This window comes from Synechococcus sp. PCC 6312 (assembly GCF_000316685.1).
Lineage (GTDB): Bacteria > Cyanobacteriota > Cyanobacteriia > Thermosynechococcales > Thermosynechococcaceae > Pseudocalidococcus.
The window spans coordinates 1,181,537-1,196,562 of sequence record NC_019680.1 but is presented as its reverse complement, the minus strand read 5'-3'; the positions used below and the strand labels follow the sequence as shown (position 1 = coordinate 1,196,562).

The following is a 15,026-nucleotide window of genomic DNA, read 5'->3' as shown; positions in this document are numbered from 1 at the left end:
CAGAGTGTCTTGGGAACTCCCACTGTTTTTACTGGCATCTCAAGGCGTGCTGGAGAGAGATTGAGTGACTTGCCGTAAAGGCTGGACATGAGGGTACTTGACAACCTAATTTAGCTAAGCTTAGCTTCATAGTGTGATCAATAGCCTATGTTACTTGCCTGGTGTTGAAGATTTCGGCTGTTTTTATAGTTCGTGACTAATCTTATACACTTCTATTGCTGAGGGTCGGTGAGTGGAGTGGCTAGGGCATCAGTTTAACCTGGATAAGATGATTCGTAAGGCTTTAGCCACAGCTAGAGAAGAGCACGGCCATGTCAATATCTTAATTGCGGGGCGTTCAGGGGTTGGTAAAAGTACCCTGATTAATGCGGTCTTTCAAGGGGAGTTAGCATCCACAGGGGATGGCCGGCCCGTCACTCCCAACATCCGGGAAATTTGTAAAAGTGGACTGCCTCTGTCTATTTTTGACTCGCGGGGCCTGGAAATGCAGGATTTTCAAGAGACTTTAGGCGCGCTCCAAACCTTTGTGGCTCAACGGCATTTAGAGCGGAACCAAAACCAACATATTCACGTGGCCTGGGTTTGCATTGATGAGGGGCTAAGGCGGGTGGAGGCGGCGGAAAGCGAGTTAGTGAAAATGCTAGCTCACTATTTGCCTGTAATTGCAGTGATCACAAAAGCTAGGGCCGATCAGGGATTTCAATCCACCGTACAAACCCTTCTACCCCAGGCCCGAAATGTGGTTCGAGTCCGCTCAATTCCCGAACTAGATGATGATGGCCACAGGAAAGAGCCGATGGGCCTGCAAGCATTGGTGGCCTTAACCTTTGATTTGGTTCCAGAAGGGCAACAGCGCGCCTTTGTGGCGGCCCAAAAGGTTGATCTAGATCTCAAAAAACAGCAGGCCCATTTAATTGTTGCCACCGCCGCGGCCAGTGCAGCAGCCATTGCCGCAACACCCATTCCCTTTGCAGATGCTATTTTAATTGTGCCAGTCCAAGTGGGAATGTTAGCGAGTGTGGGGGCGGTCTTTGGTTTACCCTTGTCTCAGAGTGTCTTGACGACTTTGCTGGCAAGTTTAGTGACTGGAGCCGGAGCAACGCTGATGGGGCGAGCCATTGTCGGGAGTGCGTTGAAACTGATTCCAGGCCTTGGGGTAATTGCAGGTGGAGCAATTTCGGCCGGGACAGCCGCATCGGTGACGACTTTATTTGGTGAGGCTTACATCACAGTTTTAGAATCCTTCAATCCCCCGCAGCCCGCCCCAATGACCTTACCTTAGGGACACTTCAGGGGTTAGGAGATGGGTTAATTCCAGGCCTGGGAAACAGGAGATGGTTTCGGTGGCACAGGTTGGGGCAAGGAACTGGTAGTCATTTGCCGATGATGGCTGACATTGAGTAGATCAAGATTGAGGCGATAGCCAACATTCCGAATGGTTTGAATAATGCGGGGATGCTGGGGGTCAAGTTCGATTTTCTTTCTCAGGGATAGAATATGGGTATCTACGGTACGTGGATTGTCAATGTATTCGGGCCAGGCCCGCAGGAGTAAATCTTGGCGGCTGAGGGGAACACCACCGGCCTGGGTCAGGACATAGAGCAAGCTAAATTCTTGGGGTGTTAAATCGGCGGGATGTTGACGGACAAAAACACGGCGTTGAATTAGATCAATTTGGAGATCTCCAAAATTCAAGTAGGCAGGCAAGAGAGGGTGGGCGCGGCGACTGAGGGATTCAATCCGGACTAAAAATTCTTGCATCCCAAAGGGTTTAGTCAAATAATCATCGGCCCCAGCCTTGAGTCCGGCAACAATATCTCCTTCCTGGTTACGAGCCGAGAGCATGAAAATTAGCACCTGCTGTTGCCGCCGTAGCCACCGACAGAGTTCCAGGCCACTGCCATCGGGTAAATCTGTATCCAGGACAATCAGGTCAGGATGGCGGGTCTGGAAAAGTTCTTGGGCGTGTTGACAGCCAGAAGATAAATGAACAACAAACCCCGCCTGCTGGAGATGCCAACCCAAAAGTGAGCGCAGATGGGGATTGCTTTGAACAACTTGGATATGGATGATTGCCTGCAAAGTAGCCTTTTGAACACGCAAAATGATGATGGCTAATTTAGCAAATTGACCCTGACCATTCCGTAGCTCTGGCCACAAATTCTTGTAGGCGGGACAACAAATTAGGGTTACAGTTTATTAACGCTCTAGACCCCTTGGAAGATTTTGGGATTAAACATTTCCCGCAAGGCCTGGTAGTAGGGTGTTAAGGCTGAACTGTCGAGGTTGGTTGTCCGAGTTTTGATTTCTGTACCGAGGAGATAGACCATTTGATAGACCAACTCCCAGGTGACATTTAAGGTGGGATAGAGCATGAGGCAGAGGGGAAACAGTTCCCGTTGAATGGCATCTAAACTCCCCTCCAGTAAACAAACCCACAAATAGATTTGAAACATTTCCACATCCCGAATGCTCGAAGTTCTAACTTGAGGATGGTTTAAGGGGCCCGTAAAACAACGGTGACTTTGAAAGGCTGCGGCCACTCGCTGACAGATGGTGGTGGCAATGGCGGTGCTTTCCGGCAAGAGATGGCGGACGAGGGATAATCCAGGGGAATTGTAATCATGGTTGGCCGCCGCTTCGTAGGCTCGGTGTAACGGCATATAGAGGTGATCGTCAATGACCTTAAAAAAGTTTTGCAGAGTTTCCCGCTGGCTGGCTGGGGCATTTTGGAGCAGGATCACTCCCGTATGGTGAAATTGCAGGCTGACAAAACCAATGACGCGGGGGTCTATGGCTGTATGTTTGCGGCGAACTTGGCCGACTGTTGGCCCCACTGTCATTGTCAATTGGTCTGGAGTTTTGCCGTCCCGATAAAGGATTAAGGTTTGCTGGTAGATATCATGGATATCCTTAGAAATATCCCAAGGATCAATCAACTCAGCAGCAATGTCATGGCGGCGAAGTTCTGCCCCTAAAAAGCCTTCAGTCCGATTCCAGGCCTGGACACTTGCTTGACGTAGGTCTGCTTGGAGCTTTTTGGCAACTGTGGCGGGATCATCAATGAGGGCCTGGTTTGGGTCATTGAGATTACGGACATAGCGTTTTGCCCACTCCTGAGCCAATTGAGCCGGAGATGCAGCAGCAGGAGCAGAGGGGGTAAGGGCAACGGGAGACATCGTCAAAAAAAACCTATGGCAAGTATTAAGCTTTGTAAACTATCTTAACGCTTTTCTTAATAACTGGCAAGAACAAAAGACTGCACCTCGACTAGAGAGATTATTGGTCTTGAGCCATCAGGGGTTTTAGCACTATTTTCAAAGTCGTCCCCCAAAGTCATTCCCAGGCCTGGCAAGCGCACTAGAGTAAATTCAGCGAGAGGGTCAAAACAATGCAAGCGACACAAACCCTATACGAAACAGATTATACAAACTGGGGCGCAGAAACCGTAGCCCAATTACAAGCCAGAGATTTTACAGAGCTTGACTTAGAGCATCCTATTGAGGCGGTTGCGAGCTGGGAAAGTTCAGAACGACACGCTCTGGCAAGTCAATGGATTCGGGGTATCAAACATTTACTGAAGTTATCCAGGCAACTTCACACTGATAACTATCATAATAGCTGGGTATCGAGTGTTGTAGAAGGATTAGATCGCTTTAAGCAAAGACTGCGGTGCGATTTCCATAGGCTAAAACCCGTTGTTGCAAGTGCAGATGAACGGCTCTAGCTAAAACGATTCGTTCTAAATCTTTGCCCTTGCGAATCAAATCAGGAACATCATCCCGATGACTAACCCGAACCACATCCTGCTCAATAATCGGCCCTTGATCTAACTCTGGAGTAACATAGTGGGCCGTAGCACCGATGATTTTTACCCCCCGTTCATGGGCCCGTTGATAGGGGTTAGCTCCGGCAAATGCTGGTAAAAATGAATGGTGAATATTGATCACTGGCTTGAATTGAGCGAGAAAATCCGCACTAAGCACCTGCATATATTTGGCTAAAACAACTAGATCAATCCGATAGCCTGCTAGCAGTTCTAGTTCCCGTTCTTCCTGTTCGGCTTTATTTTTCGGGGTAATGGGTAAATAGTGATAGTCAATTTCAAACTGAGTCGCAAGGGCCTGGCAAGTGGAATGGTTACTGATGATGCAAACAATATCGGCGGGTAATTCCCCGGCCTGGTATCGCCAAATTAAATCTAATAAGCAATGATCTTGCTTGCTCACCCAAATGGCCAGGCGGGGCCGGACATCAGAAAAATGCAACTGCCACTGGGCCTGGAGGGGTTGGGCAATGGCCTGGAATGCGGGGCCGATCAGTTCACGGGGGAGATGAAACCCATCGAGTTGCCACTCTAAGCGGGTTAAAAACAGGCCGGCCTGGGCATCGGTGTGGTGATCGGCATGGATGATATTACCGCCGTTGCTATAAATAAATTGGGAAAGTTTGGCCACCAGGCCCCGTTGATCTGGACAAGAAACTAAAAGTGTAGCGGTGGGAATGCTCATGGGTTAGGGCTGGGGGCGGTGATACTCTTTTCTCAAGAGTAAGGCATTGGCTACGACAGAAATTGAACTGAGAGCCATACACGCTGCTGCCAGGCCTGGGGTCAAACTAATCTGCCAAACGGGTAACAACACACCCGCCGCCACCGGAATTGCAATCAGGTTATAGCCACAGGCCCAGGCCAGGTTTTGTTGAATTTTAGAAAATGTCGCTCGACTGAGTTTAATTGCTGCCACGACATCGGCTAAACGGTTATGGGTGAGGACAATGCCAGCAGTTTCGAGAGCCACATCGGTGCCACTGGCTAAGGCAATTCCCACATCGGCCCCAGCCAAAGCAGGTGCATCATTCGTCCCATCTCCAACCATCGCGATGACTTTTCCGGCCGCTTTTTGCTGTTCAATCCAGGCCACTTTTTCAGTGGGTAAGAGTTGGGTTTGGATTTGAGTTTTCTTTAAATTGAGTGGTTCTAAAATTGCTTGGGTTGCTGTTTCTGAATCGCCTGTTAAAACTTGAATCTCCAGACCTATTTCTTTCAGTTTCTCTAGGGTTTGAACCGCATCAGAGCGCAGTTGATCTTCCAGGGCAATTAAACCAATCAGTTTTTGATCCAGGCCAATTCCAATCACACTCAAGTTCTGTTGATTTTGATCCTCAAGAGTCTCAGCTTTCAATCCTTCTTTTGCTAACCAGGCCAAGCTGCCGACTCGTAACACTTGCTCATTCCAAACGGCTTTAATTCCCAGGCCAGGAATGGATTCAGTTTCAGTGATTGGGAGTAAGGTAATGTTTTTATCTTTGGCTTCACTTAACAGGGCCTGGGCGATGGGATGACGATAATTTTGTTCCAGACTAGCCGCTAATTGTAAGAGTTCAGTTTCATCCAAGTTCGCCAAGGGAATACTGTTTTGTACCGTTAATTTGCCCCAAGTCAGGGTGCCAGTTTTGTCAAAGACAACCGTGGTTAAGCGATGCAGGGTTTCTAAAACATCCCCACCCCGAATCAAGAGGCCCTGTTCTGCCCCCAAGCTGGTTCCCACTAAAATTGCCGTTGGAGTCGCCAAACCCAAGGCACAGGGACAAGCCACCACCAAGACCGCCATACCCAATTTCAAACCCAACAGTAAGGCCGCTGTTCCCCCAGCAATTCCCAAAAGCGTCGGAGCCAGGCCCCACCAAAAGCCAATCGTCACCGCCGCTAAGACCAACACGCCATAGGTGAAATATCCGGCAATTAAATCCGCCAGTCGTTGGATTGGAGCTTTCCGGGTCTGGGCCTGGGTGACAAGAGTGAGAATTTGCCCCAAAAGGGTATCGTTGCCGCAAGCCGTGGCCTGGATTGTGATCGCACTGGCCTGGTTCAAACTGCCCGCCATGACCGTATCCCCCGGAACTTTAGCAATGGGTCGTGCTTCTCCGGTTAACACAGCCTCAGTCACAAAGGTTTCGCCTCGGACGACCACCCCATCCACAGGTAATTTATCCCCTGGCAACACCCGCAACCAATCCCCTATTTGAACCTGAGCTACTGGAATTGTTACCCCATCCGTCCGATCTGGATTTGCAACCCATTGGGCTAGGGCAGGTTGGAGGGCAATGAGAGATCGTAAACTTTGGCTGGCCTTGTTTCTCGCCCGTTGTTCTAGGGTGCGTCCCAAAAGAATAAAACCAATAATCATCACCGGCTCATCGAAAAAACACTCCCAGGCCAGACCGGGTACTCGCCAGGCAATCACACTAGCGACATAGGACGACACCGCCCCCAGGCCGACCAGGGTGTTCATGGTTGGATTGCCCCGCCACAAACTTTGCCAGCCATCGCGAATAATGCCCCGGCCTGGCCCGATCAATGCCAAGGTTGCCAGGCCCCAATGCCAAGCCATGGTGTGGAGAATGTGTAAGCCCGGAACATGATGCAGCGACAGACCTAACCAATCTTGAACATGACCCACCCCAGAGAGGAGCAGGAAAACGATGGCTAGAATTAAATCGGTATGGGGAAAGGCAAAAATAACATCGGTGTGGCTGTTGGATTCGCTGACATCTAAAAGGCTTTGGGTAATCGGGAGATCGCTGCTTAAAACCTCGGTAGGAAATCCGGCCTGGGTGAGATGATCCGCAAGGGCCTGGGGTTGAATGGTTTTTGGTTCATAGGCCACCATTGCCGTTGCTGTGACAAGATTAACCGCCGCTGAAGTTACCCCCGGTTGCTGCATCAGTTGCTTTTCAACATTGGCCACACAGCCGCCACATCGCATCCCCTTGACCTTGAGAGCCACCGTTGAGCTACAGGCGAAAAATCGATCAATATCAGACAAAGGAGAAAAAGTTAGCATGGGAGTAGTCGCCATGGTAGGATTTCTATCTGAACCAGAGAACTTATCCTTTGGCGTAGTCATTTTGTATACCATGCAACTTCCAGGAACTGAGGCCAAAATTTGAATTTATCAAAATAAAAATCAACATCAAGCAGAAACCCATAAAATTCCTACTTGAATATATCCATAACTGAAAGCATCGTGGTTATAGCAAGAATATGATTTTTGCAAAAATATTTTCGGTTAAGTAGATTAAGAATATTTCGTTGATATCGCCATGAAGTTTCCTGAGTCTCAACGTGTTAGCTACGATAAGAATCCTCTAGCAGAGGTTATTTGTCAGCTTCGCTTTCCTAAAATTCTACGGATTGAGACTGAAGCTCCGGTGAATTTCCAGGAAGAAATCCGTTCCAAGTATCCAACACTTAATTCTCCTCGTCCTGTAGAATTTCCAGTTTTATCAAGTCCTCAGGCAGGCTCATCTCTTATATTAATGAATCAAGGCTTGAGTTATGAATTTATCGATAAGGATGGGTGTTGGAAGCTTGTTTTATCAAGTGATTTCTTAGCTCTTTCAACTTTACGGTATGAAAATTGGGGAGACTTTAAATCTCGTTTATTTTATGCAACTGATATATTAGTTAAGCATTATTCTCCAACTCATTTCACAAGAATTGGTTTGCGCTATCAGGATTTTATTGTTCGTTCTGAACTCGAGTTAATGAATGAACCATGGCGAAACTTACTTCAGCCTGCTATATTGGGTATCTTCATAGATGATAACTTGCCAGAACAGGATTTTACTGAAGCACTTTCGGGTTTTGCCTGTCGACTTGACTATGCAGATGCAGCTTTGCGAGTTCGATATGGTCTTGCTCGGAAAGAAGAATCTGAAGAATTAGGGTATTTAATAGATGCTGATTTTTATACTGAAAATATTACGGAGATAAGCAATGCTACTGATTCCCTCGATAGATTTAACAGAGAAGCAGGCAACTTCTTCCGCTGGTGTATCACGGCAAAGCTACAACAAGCCCTTCAACCACAATCCGTCTCGTGAAAATCAAGATAAGCTCTACGGTAAAGTGCCTTTTTTAATTTTCTCACCAACACTTACTGATGACAAATCCACAACATTTGAAAGATTTTGTCAAGCCTTAGCTAATCAAGCCTCAATTAGTAGAGACTTACTTCAAAATGAAGCTGTTCGTCAGTTTTTTGTAGGCAGAGATGTTGCAAAGTTTCAATGCTTGCAAGAAACAGGAACGTCTACATCTCCTTCAACTAATTTTATCGATTTTCTATTTCCACGCAATATCTCCATTGTAATTAGAGAATATCTTGGTAGGCTTTTCCGAGAACAAGAGGAAGAAAAGGTGTTATATGATATATCAATTTTAGTGGCAGAGTGGCTAATAAAAGCTTCAAATGAATATCATTCATTAATTTCCACATATATTAAAAATATACCTTTAATTAGTAAGCGAGTTCTATTGTCTGCCTTGAGTGATGCAGAATTTTCAACTACTAATGAACTTTTACTTTCCACCGTAAGTTTATTTTTGAATTCAACTGATAAACGTTTAGCTCAAACGGCAGCCGTTTTTCTGCTTACATGCGGTGGAACCATGGGCAAGAATTGTCTATCTCAAGCCCTTTCTACTCAAGAATTGCCTCACTCACATCTTATTAAGGGCATAAGTGAACTACTGAGTTAAAAATGGCTTCACTTCTTGATTTATTACTGCAATTCAATAAATATTTTAAGAAAGCTAGAATCTCAAAGTCCGGGGAGAATCATCCTGAAAATCTGATTCGTCTTTGCAGAAACCGTGTTGACTTCATTACTATAATTAACGAAACAATTAATTGTTCAAATCAAAATTGGAATAATGAACTTATTAATAGAGTCATTCAATGTGTTTTTGACGGAGTAGATTCAGGAATATCAGTCTATAGCTCAGATACTCTTGATCCTCTAGATTATGGACATGCTTTTGCTGTTATGGCAGAGGGCATATCTCAACAAAATTTTCGTTCGGATAGAGGTTCTAAACGAAAATCTCATTGTACACGTGGGTCTTTAATTATTCCAACATCTTATCTTCCTACAACTACTAATTTTAAATCTACGCCTGAAAATAATTTAGATTTCTCTCCGGCTGATCAATACCATTTTGACTTAACTATTCATGATTTTGAAGAACTAGCCATAACACTTTTAAACGGCATCCAGCAAAGAATTATCAAATGGTCGTTTATGGGGAATGAGGGGAAATTTATTGGAAGCTATAGAATCCAGGCTGCTATTGCTTACTCCCATTGCCTTCAAAAGTTTGGAAAGCTAAATCCTGATATTCCCCCGTCTGATTGGATAAATGGTAAGACAATAACAGCTTCTGAGCAAATTAATACTCTGATGCATCTAGCACAAGTAGATTTGGTAGATAGTCCTTAAAGAGCAATAGCTAATTAGCTATTTTAAAATATTACTGTTTGCTACATAAGCTTATACAAGTCGAGTCTTAAAGATTGAATCATGTATAAAAAAGATGAGATTGTTGCAGAAATTCATAAGTATCGGGAAGAATACGCTAAGTCGTTTAATTATGATCTTCAAGCAATATTTAAGGACTTAAAACGAAAACAGGATGCTTCGGGACGTAAGATTGTTAAACTACCCATTCAGAAAAATATTGATCTAGGTGAGAGCTAGAGTTAAGGCAGTGATGTGATTGCCCTGAGATTTAGTCAGATGTTTGGCCTGGAGCATAAGATTTGGGAGGACTAATATGGTGAGAAGCAAAATTTTTACAACAAATTAGAATCAAGCCGTTTATTTGCCCAAGGGTGTTCAGTTTGATAAATCCGTCACAGAGGTCAACATTCGAGTTCACGGACAAGAGCGGATTATTGCCCCAGTTGATGCGGTTTGGGATAGTTTTTTCTTGGATGGGGCCTGTAGCCAGTGATGACTTTCTCAATGAGTGTCCAGGCCAGGAGTGCAGGTCTAACGCTGATCACGAATATTTTCTCTGAGTTTTGTCGAGTCCCAGGCCTGTTAACTGAGAATTGGGTTTCATCTGAATCTTTATTTTAGATATATGTATAAAATATTGAAATCAGATGTAGAAATGGAAGCTTAAAGGTTGAATCATGTATAAATGAAGATGAGATCGTTGCTGAAATTCATAAGTATCCAGAAGAATACGCTAAGTCTTTTAACTACGATCTTCGAGCAATATTTGAGGACTTAAAACGAAAAGAAAATACTTCGGGGTGCAAGATTGTTAGGCTTCCCATTAAAAGCAATCTTGATCGTTCCTTGGATTCTCCTTAATATTCAATCTTTTTGTGGTTGATCTCAAAATATAAACCCCTACTGCGACATTGAGCAGCCCAACAATTACATTAGACTCCAACATCATTGTTTCTGGCTCACTTACATCAGGTTAATGGACAAGACAGTTTAGCCAAGGTAAGAAATCGTTGCCAATGTTGGGGTTAGCAGCCATCAGAGTTGGATGGGGTTGATTGCTTAGAGACTGGCCTGGAGTTAGGGGAAAAAGTTGCGCCTGATCGAGCCAAATCACTGCACCATTTGCCGCCTTAACAATCGGCCAGGCCGGGGCAATATCCCAGATTTGGGGTGTTTTTTCTACAGCACCCAAGGTAAAACCAGCAGCTACGGTCAGAAAATTGTAACTGGCTGAACCTAACATTCTTATCTTCGCGGGGATAGGGCCAAGATGGCTAAGGCTGGCCTGGCTAATCACGGCGGTACTCCGGGCACATAAACTGAAGAACTCCTGGGGGCCGGGTGAAGCAGAGCTTGTCTGGATCGGTTGACCATTCAAAAACGCCCCATCGGCATAATTGGGAGCCTGCCAAAAACCATGAAAGTTTTGCCCTAAGGGGGGAACTGCCACATAGCCAAAGACAGGATACCCTTTGTAACAAAGTGCTAACGCCACGCACCAAATGGGCAAACCGTGGGCAAAATTAGTCGTCCCATCAATTGGATCAATAATCCAGGCCCAGTCCTCGGCGGGAAAAATAGGGTTGCCTTCTTCACTGAGGATGCCGTGATCCGGAAATGCCCTTTGAATCGCCTCAGTTAATTCTTGGTCAGCCCAGCGATCTCCAGAGGTTACCAAACTCCCATCGGCCTTTTGTTCCCGTTGAACTTGGCTAAACTCCTTGAGTAACGTAGTCCCTACCCGTTCCGTCAGGGCCTGGCAAAAGTCCACCATCTGCGGCCAAAAATCAGGCTGTTCAGGGGTAATCATTGGGAGTGAATTAGCCATTTACCATGACCCATGACAGGGGAAACAGAAATAAGTAAGAACCCAGTTGTCACCATAGCTCCCCCATCCACATCGAGAAGCTTTCAATATTCTCCCTTGTCTAGAACAATTTCTGTCAGGCTATATTTTTGATGGGTTAAATTATCGTGGGGCTGCCAAGCTACTAAATATCCAACAAAGGTAACTGTTCGCCAGGAAATTGATAGTCCAAATGCTGCCAGGCCTGGGGTGTTGCCATCCGTCCACGGGGTGTCCGTTGCAGGTAGCCAATTTGCATCAGGTAAGGCTCATAAACCTCCTCAATCGTTTGAGCATCTTCTCCCGTTGCAGCGGCCAAAGCATCTAAGCCCACTGGCCCACCTCGATAGGTTTCAATTAAAACAGTTAGTAGGCGGCGATCTGTCCAATCTAGCCCCTTGGGGTCAACATTAAAAAGTTCCAATGCCTCCTGAGCAATCAGATCCGTAATCTTGCCCTGATATTTAACGGCCGCATAATCCCGGACTCGCTTCAGCAGGCGATTAGCAATACGCGGCGTTCCCCGGGCCCGGCGAGCAATCTCTAAACAGGCCTCAGGGGTGATAGTTGCCTGCAAAATTTGGGCGTTGCGGTTAATGATTTGGCTTAACTCCTCAGGATTATAAAAACGTAAACGTTGAATCAGTCCAAAGCGATCTCGTAAGGGCGATGTTAAAGCCCCGGCGCGGGTTGTTGCACCGACCAGGGTAAAGCGTTGTAACGGCAAGCTCCGACTCCGGGCACTCTGACCTTTACCAATGGTGATGTCTAGACGAAAATCTTCCATGGCGGGATAGAGTAACTCCTCGGTCATGCGGCTGAGGCGATGTATTTCATCTATAAACAGAATATCCCCTGGCTTTAAGTTAACAAGGAGACCGACAATATCCCGCGGCCGTTCTAAGGCTGGGGCACTGGTAACTTTGCAGGTAACTCCCATTTCTACGGCCAAAATTAAAGCGATGGTGGTTTTTCCCAGGCCTGGGGGGCCGTACAACAACAAGTGATCCAGGTATTCTTGGCGTGACTTGGCCGCTTGAATCGCAATATCTAGCACCTGCTTTAATTCCCCTTGTCCAACATATTCAGCTAACGATTGGGGGCGGATCTTTTCTTCAGGGCGACTGGCACTATCCTCAGGGAGTGGCCTGGCCTGGAGTAAATTGGGGATTGGTTCAGGGTTTGCCGCAGATGAAAGAATTGGCATGGAGACTAATCTGATTAGAAACTTGAGAATAACGGAGGCTACAGGGTAAAACTTAGCTTAGACAGGCTTAGTGAGCTAAAAAACTACAAACTGATTCTGTAAGTATGTTATTTTAATAATCCAGGCCCGTGTGGCTCAGTGGTAGAGCACACCCTTGGTAAGGGTGAGGTCACGAGTTCAATCCTCGTCACGGGCTTCCTAGTTAAACATGATACTTTTCTGATCATCTGTCACCCTCCAAGGGGTTGCTTGACTGCTTCTCGGTCTTAGCTCCATTTCCGCCTAACCTGTGGACTTACACAAATATTTCCCAACCAGTAAGCCCCCTAAGCAGTGTGTTCATCAGGTTTTTTCCAGTCTAGCCTTGTTAGCTTGAGACTATTAACACTACACATCAAGAAATGATTTGGCAATAATTTTATCCCTTTACGAGGCCTGGGGAATCTAAATTCTGGGTCTTGAGGCTTAGAGAGAATGATCATGGAACTCAATCGTGAAATGATAGCATTAGGGGTTGCTCACCTTTGGATTCACCATGGCGTTCTCGAAAATCTTAATTGCTAATCGGGGGGAAATTGCCCTACGGATCTTACGCACCTGTGAAGAGATGGGAATTGCCACCGTTGCCGTCCATTCCACAGTGGATCGCCATGCCCTCCATGTTCAACTCGCCGATGAAGCGGTCTGTATTGGGGAACCACCGAGTAATCGCAGTTATTTAAACATTCCCAACATCATTGCTGCTGCCCTCACCCGTAACGCCACGGCCATTCATCCAGGGTATGGGTTTCTTGCCGAAAACTCCCGCTTTGCCGAAATTTGCGCTGATCACCAAATTACCTTTATTGGCCCCTCACCCGCCGCAATGCAGGCCATGGGCGATAAATCCACCGCTAAAACCACCATGAAATCCTGTGGCGTGCCGACCATTCCTGGTAGTGAAGGGCTAATTACCGATGAAGTCATGGCCCAAATCGTAGCTGGGAAGATTGGCTATCCCTTGATGATTAAAGCCACAGCCGGGGGGGGCGGGCGGGGGATGCGTTTAGTTCGGGCCCCGGAAGATCTCAGTCGCCTGTTGGCCGCCGCTCAAGGGGAAGCCGAGGCAGCCTTTGGCAATCCAGGGGTTTACTTGGAGCGATTTATTGAAAATCCCCGCCACATTGAGTTTCAGATTTTGGCCGATAGCTATGGCAATGTCATCCACCTAGGCGAACGGGATTGCTCGATTCAACGCCGTCATCAAAAGCTGTTAGAAGAAGCTCCTAGCCCCGCCTTAACCCCAAAATTGCGCCAAAAAATGGGCCAGGCCGCCGTGCGTGTCGCCAAAGCCATCCACTATGTCGGGGCGGGAACGATTGAATTTTTATTGGATGGCAGTGATAACTTCTACTTTATGGAGATGAATACCCGTATCCAAGTCGAACATCCAGTGACGGAAATGGTGACTGGCCTGGACATTATTGCCGAGCAAATTCGGATTGCCCAAGGGGAGCGTCTCAACCTGCGTCAAGATGATGTTAAATTGACTGGCCATGCCATTGAATGTCGGATTAACGCTGAGGATCCAGAGCGGAATTTTCGCCCCCATCCCGGCCGGATCAACGGTTATTTACCCCCAGGTGGCCCCGGAGTGCGGATGGACTCCCACGTTTATACGGACTATGAAATTCCCCCCTATTATGATTCCTTAATTGGTAAGCTCATTGTCTGGGGGCCGGATCGGGCCAGTGCCATTCGGCGGATGAGGCGCGCCTTACGGGAATGTGCCATTACCGGACTACCGACAACGATTAATTTCCATCAAAAGATCCTAGAAACCCCAGAGTTTCAGAGCGGCATGGTTTACACCAATTTTGTTGAAAAGCTGATGCGCCATCTCGGTTGGGATTAGGTTCTCTGAGAGGCGTTAAGCTCCGGTATCTTGGGGGAAAAGGGAAGTTGAGCTTGATAAAACAAGAGTGCAGCCCCCACCAGGCCACTAGCTGGTACTAACAAAATTCCCACAATTGGCAATAATAATCCCACCACTTGCGCTAATCCCAGGCCTTGGATTTCCGGCCATAATTGACGAGTTTGCTGCTGGCGTTGGCGGAGGGTCGAATTATGCTTCTCTAATAAATAATCAAAACTGCCCCGCCCCAGAAAGTAGCTATTGATCACCACCATAAATATTGGCTGTCCCGGCCCCAAAAATAGGGAGAACCCTAGGCAGAGTAGCTGTAGTCCCGTATCCCGCAAAGCAAACCAAATCCCCACTAAGGCATTTTTCATATCCCGCTGCCAACCCACTTCCACGGCCTGGCCGGTCAAAATAATTTCTGTTTGATTGAGCAGCGGCCCCAAAAAAGGAATCACCAGCAGGGGCAGCAGGGCCTGGTAGCCAATTAAGGTTAAAAACAGGGCCACCAAGACCGCAATGATTTGGGTCAGAACATCATAGACAGTCAACCAGGCGGGGTTTAAGCCCACAGTCAAAGGGGCCAAGCCATGACGAACGAGCCAAATACTGCCCACTAATAACCCCAAGCCTAGGGCAAAGCTCAAACAAGCTGGTAAAACCAGATACCCCCAAAGCCGATGCCGCGCAATAAACCCCAGGCCACGAAATGCAGCTGTAAATCCTGCCAACATCCGGCCTGGAACTTTCAACAACCCGCCCATTAT

General features: G+C 46.8%; 15 protein-coding genes and 1 tRNA gene. 9 read left to right on the top strand and 7 right to left on the bottom strand.

The features are described from left to right. Positions 1–268: 268 nt before the first annotated feature. Positions 269–1,282, top strand: a complete 1,014-nt coding sequence (locus tag SYN6312_RS05980; protein WP_156804745.1) for a YcjF family protein — start codon at positions 269–271, stop codon at positions 1,280–1,282. Positions 1,283–1,308: 26 nt separating this feature from the next. Here SYN6312_RS05980 and SYN6312_RS05975 read toward each other — a convergent pair whose 3' ends face one another. Further along, complete coding sequence (locus SYN6312_RS05975) at positions 1,309–2,082, bottom strand: response regulator (protein WP_051021093.1); 774 nt, start codon at positions 2,080–2,082, stop codon at positions 1,309–1,311. Positions 2,083–2,207: 125 nt separating this feature from the next. Continuing rightward, positions 2,208–3,179, bottom strand: a complete 972-nt coding sequence (locus tag SYN6312_RS05970) for a hypothetical protein (RefSeq protein WP_015123960.1) — start codon at positions 3,177–3,179, stop codon at positions 2,208–2,210. 212 nt (positions 3,180–3,391) lie between these two features. On the opposite strand from SYN6312_RS05970, the gene SYN6312_RS18775 reads away from it, so the two are divergent. Continuing rightward, positions 3,392–3,727: a DUF29 family protein gene (locus tag SYN6312_RS18775; RefSeq protein ID WP_015123959.1), complete on the top strand. Its 336-nt coding sequence runs from the start codon at positions 3,392–3,394 to the stop codon at positions 3,725–3,727. On the opposite strand, the gene purU is transcribed toward SYN6312_RS18775, so the two are convergent. Next, on the bottom strand, positions 3,657–4,511 hold the full coding sequence (gene purU, locus SYN6312_RS05965) for a formyltetrahydrofolate deformylase (RefSeq protein WP_015123958.1): 855 nt from the start codon (positions 4,509–4,511) through the stop codon (positions 3,657–3,659). The two genes, SYN6312_RS18775 and purU, sit on opposite strands and share 71 nt — an antisense overlap. A 3-nt stretch (positions 4,512–4,514) precedes the next feature. After that, positions 4,515–6,860, bottom strand: coding sequence for a cation-translocating P-type ATPase (locus SYN6312_RS05960; protein ID WP_253276424.1), 2,346 nt, complete (start codon positions 6,858–6,860; stop codon positions 4,515–4,517). 244 nt (positions 6,861–7,104) lie between these two features. On the opposite strand from SYN6312_RS05960, the gene SYN6312_RS05955 reads away from it, so the two are divergent. From SYN6312_RS05955 to SYN6312_RS20715, 5 genes are all read left to right on the top strand, one after another. Then, complete coding sequence (locus tag SYN6312_RS05955; protein WP_015123956.1) at positions 7,105–7,887, top strand: TIGR04255 family protein; 783 nt, start codon at positions 7,105–7,107, stop codon at positions 7,885–7,887. Then, a complete protein-coding gene (locus SYN6312_RS19720; protein WP_156804744.1) occupies positions 7,781–8,545 on the top strand; it encodes a hypothetical protein in 765 nt (254 codons plus the stop codon). Before SYN6312_RS05955 ends, SYN6312_RS19720 begins: the two co-directional genes overlap by 107 nt. A gap of 2 nt (positions 8,546–8,547) precedes the next feature. After that, a complete protein-coding gene (locus SYN6312_RS05950; protein ID WP_015123954.1) occupies positions 8,548–9,285 on the top strand; it encodes a hypothetical protein in 738 nt (245 codons plus the stop codon). Between the two features lie 81 nt (positions 9,286–9,366). Further along, a complete protein-coding gene (locus SYN6312_RS20070; protein ID WP_015123953.1) occupies positions 9,367–9,543 on the top strand; it encodes a hypothetical protein in 177 nt (58 codons plus the stop codon). Positions 9,544–9,667: 124 nt separating this feature from the next. Beyond that, positions 9,668–9,799 (top strand): hypothetical protein, encoded by a 132-nt coding sequence (locus tag SYN6312_RS20715; protein ID WP_256377489.1) that lies wholly within the window; start codon positions 9,668–9,670, stop codon positions 9,797–9,799. Between the two features lie 480 nt (positions 9,800–10,279). Here the strand turns inward: SYN6312_RS20715 and SYN6312_RS05940 are convergent, their stop codons facing one another. Together SYN6312_RS05940 and ruvB are read right to left on the bottom strand one after the other, a co-directional pair. Continuing rightward, the gene (locus SYN6312_RS05940) at positions 10,280–11,134 is read right to left on the bottom strand and encodes an inositol monophosphatase family protein (RefSeq protein ID WP_015123952.1); all 855 of its coding nucleotides are present in this window, start codon (positions 11,132–11,134) and stop codon (positions 10,280–10,282) included. Positions 11,135–11,297: 163 nt separating this feature from the next. Beyond that, positions 11,298–12,359: a Holliday junction branch migration DNA helicase RuvB gene (ruvB, locus tag SYN6312_RS05935; protein WP_015123951.1), complete on the bottom strand. Its 1,062-nt coding sequence runs from the start codon at positions 12,357–12,359 to the stop codon at positions 11,298–11,300. Positions 12,360–12,483: 124 nt separating this feature from the next. Here ruvB and SYN6312_RS05930 point away from each other — a divergent pair. Together SYN6312_RS05930 and accC are read left to right on the top strand one after the other, a co-directional pair. Then, positions 12,484–12,555, top strand: a tRNA-Thr gene (locus SYN6312_RS05930). A gap of 339 nt (positions 12,556–12,894) precedes the next feature. Next, complete coding sequence (gene accC / locus SYN6312_RS05925; RefSeq protein WP_015123950.1) at positions 12,895–14,253, top strand: acetyl-CoA carboxylase biotin carboxylase subunit; 1,359 nt, start codon at positions 12,895–12,897, stop codon at positions 14,251–14,253. Here accC and SYN6312_RS05920 read toward each other — a convergent pair. Next, the gene (locus SYN6312_RS05920) at positions 14,250–15,023 is read right to left on the bottom strand and encodes an EI24 domain-containing protein (RefSeq protein WP_015123949.1); all 774 of its coding nucleotides are present in this window, start codon (positions 15,021–15,023) and stop codon (positions 14,250–14,252) included. The genes accC and SYN6312_RS05920 overlap by 4 nt on opposite strands. Positions 15,024–15,026: the final 3 nt, after the last annotated feature.

What these genes read in the sequence shown, in the direction of transcription:
- SYN6312_RS05920 (WP_015123949.1), bottom strand. Translation starts at nt 15,023, where the DNA reads ATGGGCGGGTTGTTGAAAGTTCCAGGCCGGATGTTGGCAGGATTTACA.
- SYN6312_RS05950 (WP_015123954.1), top strand. Translation starts at nt 8,548, where the DNA reads ATGGCTTCACTTCTTGATTTATTACTGCAATTCAATAAATATTTTAAG.
- SYN6312_RS05955 (WP_015123956.1), top strand. Translation starts at nt 7,105, where the DNA reads ATGAAGTTTCCTGAGTCTCAACGTGTTAGCTACGATAAGAATCCTCTA.
- SYN6312_RS05960 (WP_253276424.1), bottom strand. Translation starts at nt 6,860, where the DNA reads ATGGCGACTACTCCCATGCTAACTTTTTCTCCTTTGTCTGATATTGAT.
- ruvB (WP_015123951.1), bottom strand. Translation starts at nt 12,359, where the DNA reads ATGCCAATTCTTTCATCTGCGGCAAACCCTGAACCAATCCCCAATTTA.
- SYN6312_RS20070 (WP_015123953.1), top strand. Translation starts at nt 9,367, where the DNA reads ATGTATAAAAAAGATGAGATTGTTGCAGAAATTCATAAGTATCGGGAA.
- accC (WP_015123950.1), top strand. Translation starts at nt 12,895, where the DNA reads ATGGCGTTCTCGAAAATCTTAATTGCTAATCGGGGGGAAATTGCCCTA.
- purU (WP_015123958.1), bottom strand. Translation starts at nt 4,511, where the DNA reads ATGAGCATTCCCACCGCTACACTTTTAGTTTCTTGTCCAGATCAACGG.
- SYN6312_RS05940 (WP_015123952.1), bottom strand. Translation starts at nt 11,134, where the DNA reads ATGGCTAATTCACTCCCAATGATTACCCCTGAACAGCCTGATTTTTGG.
- SYN6312_RS05970 (WP_015123960.1), bottom strand. Translation starts at nt 3,179, where the DNA reads ATGTCTCCCGTTGCCCTTACCCCCTCTGCTCCTGCTGCTGCATCTCCG.
- SYN6312_RS05980 (WP_156804745.1), top strand. Translation starts at nt 269, where the DNA reads ATGATTCGTAAGGCTTTAGCCACAGCTAGAGAAGAGCACGGCCATGTC.
- SYN6312_RS18775 (WP_015123959.1), top strand. Translation starts at nt 3,392, where the DNA reads ATGCAAGCGACACAAACCCTATACGAAACAGATTATACAAACTGGGGC.
- SYN6312_RS19720 (WP_156804744.1), top strand. Translation starts at nt 7,781, where the DNA reads ATGCTACTGATTCCCTCGATAGATTTAACAGAGAAGCAGGCAACTTCT.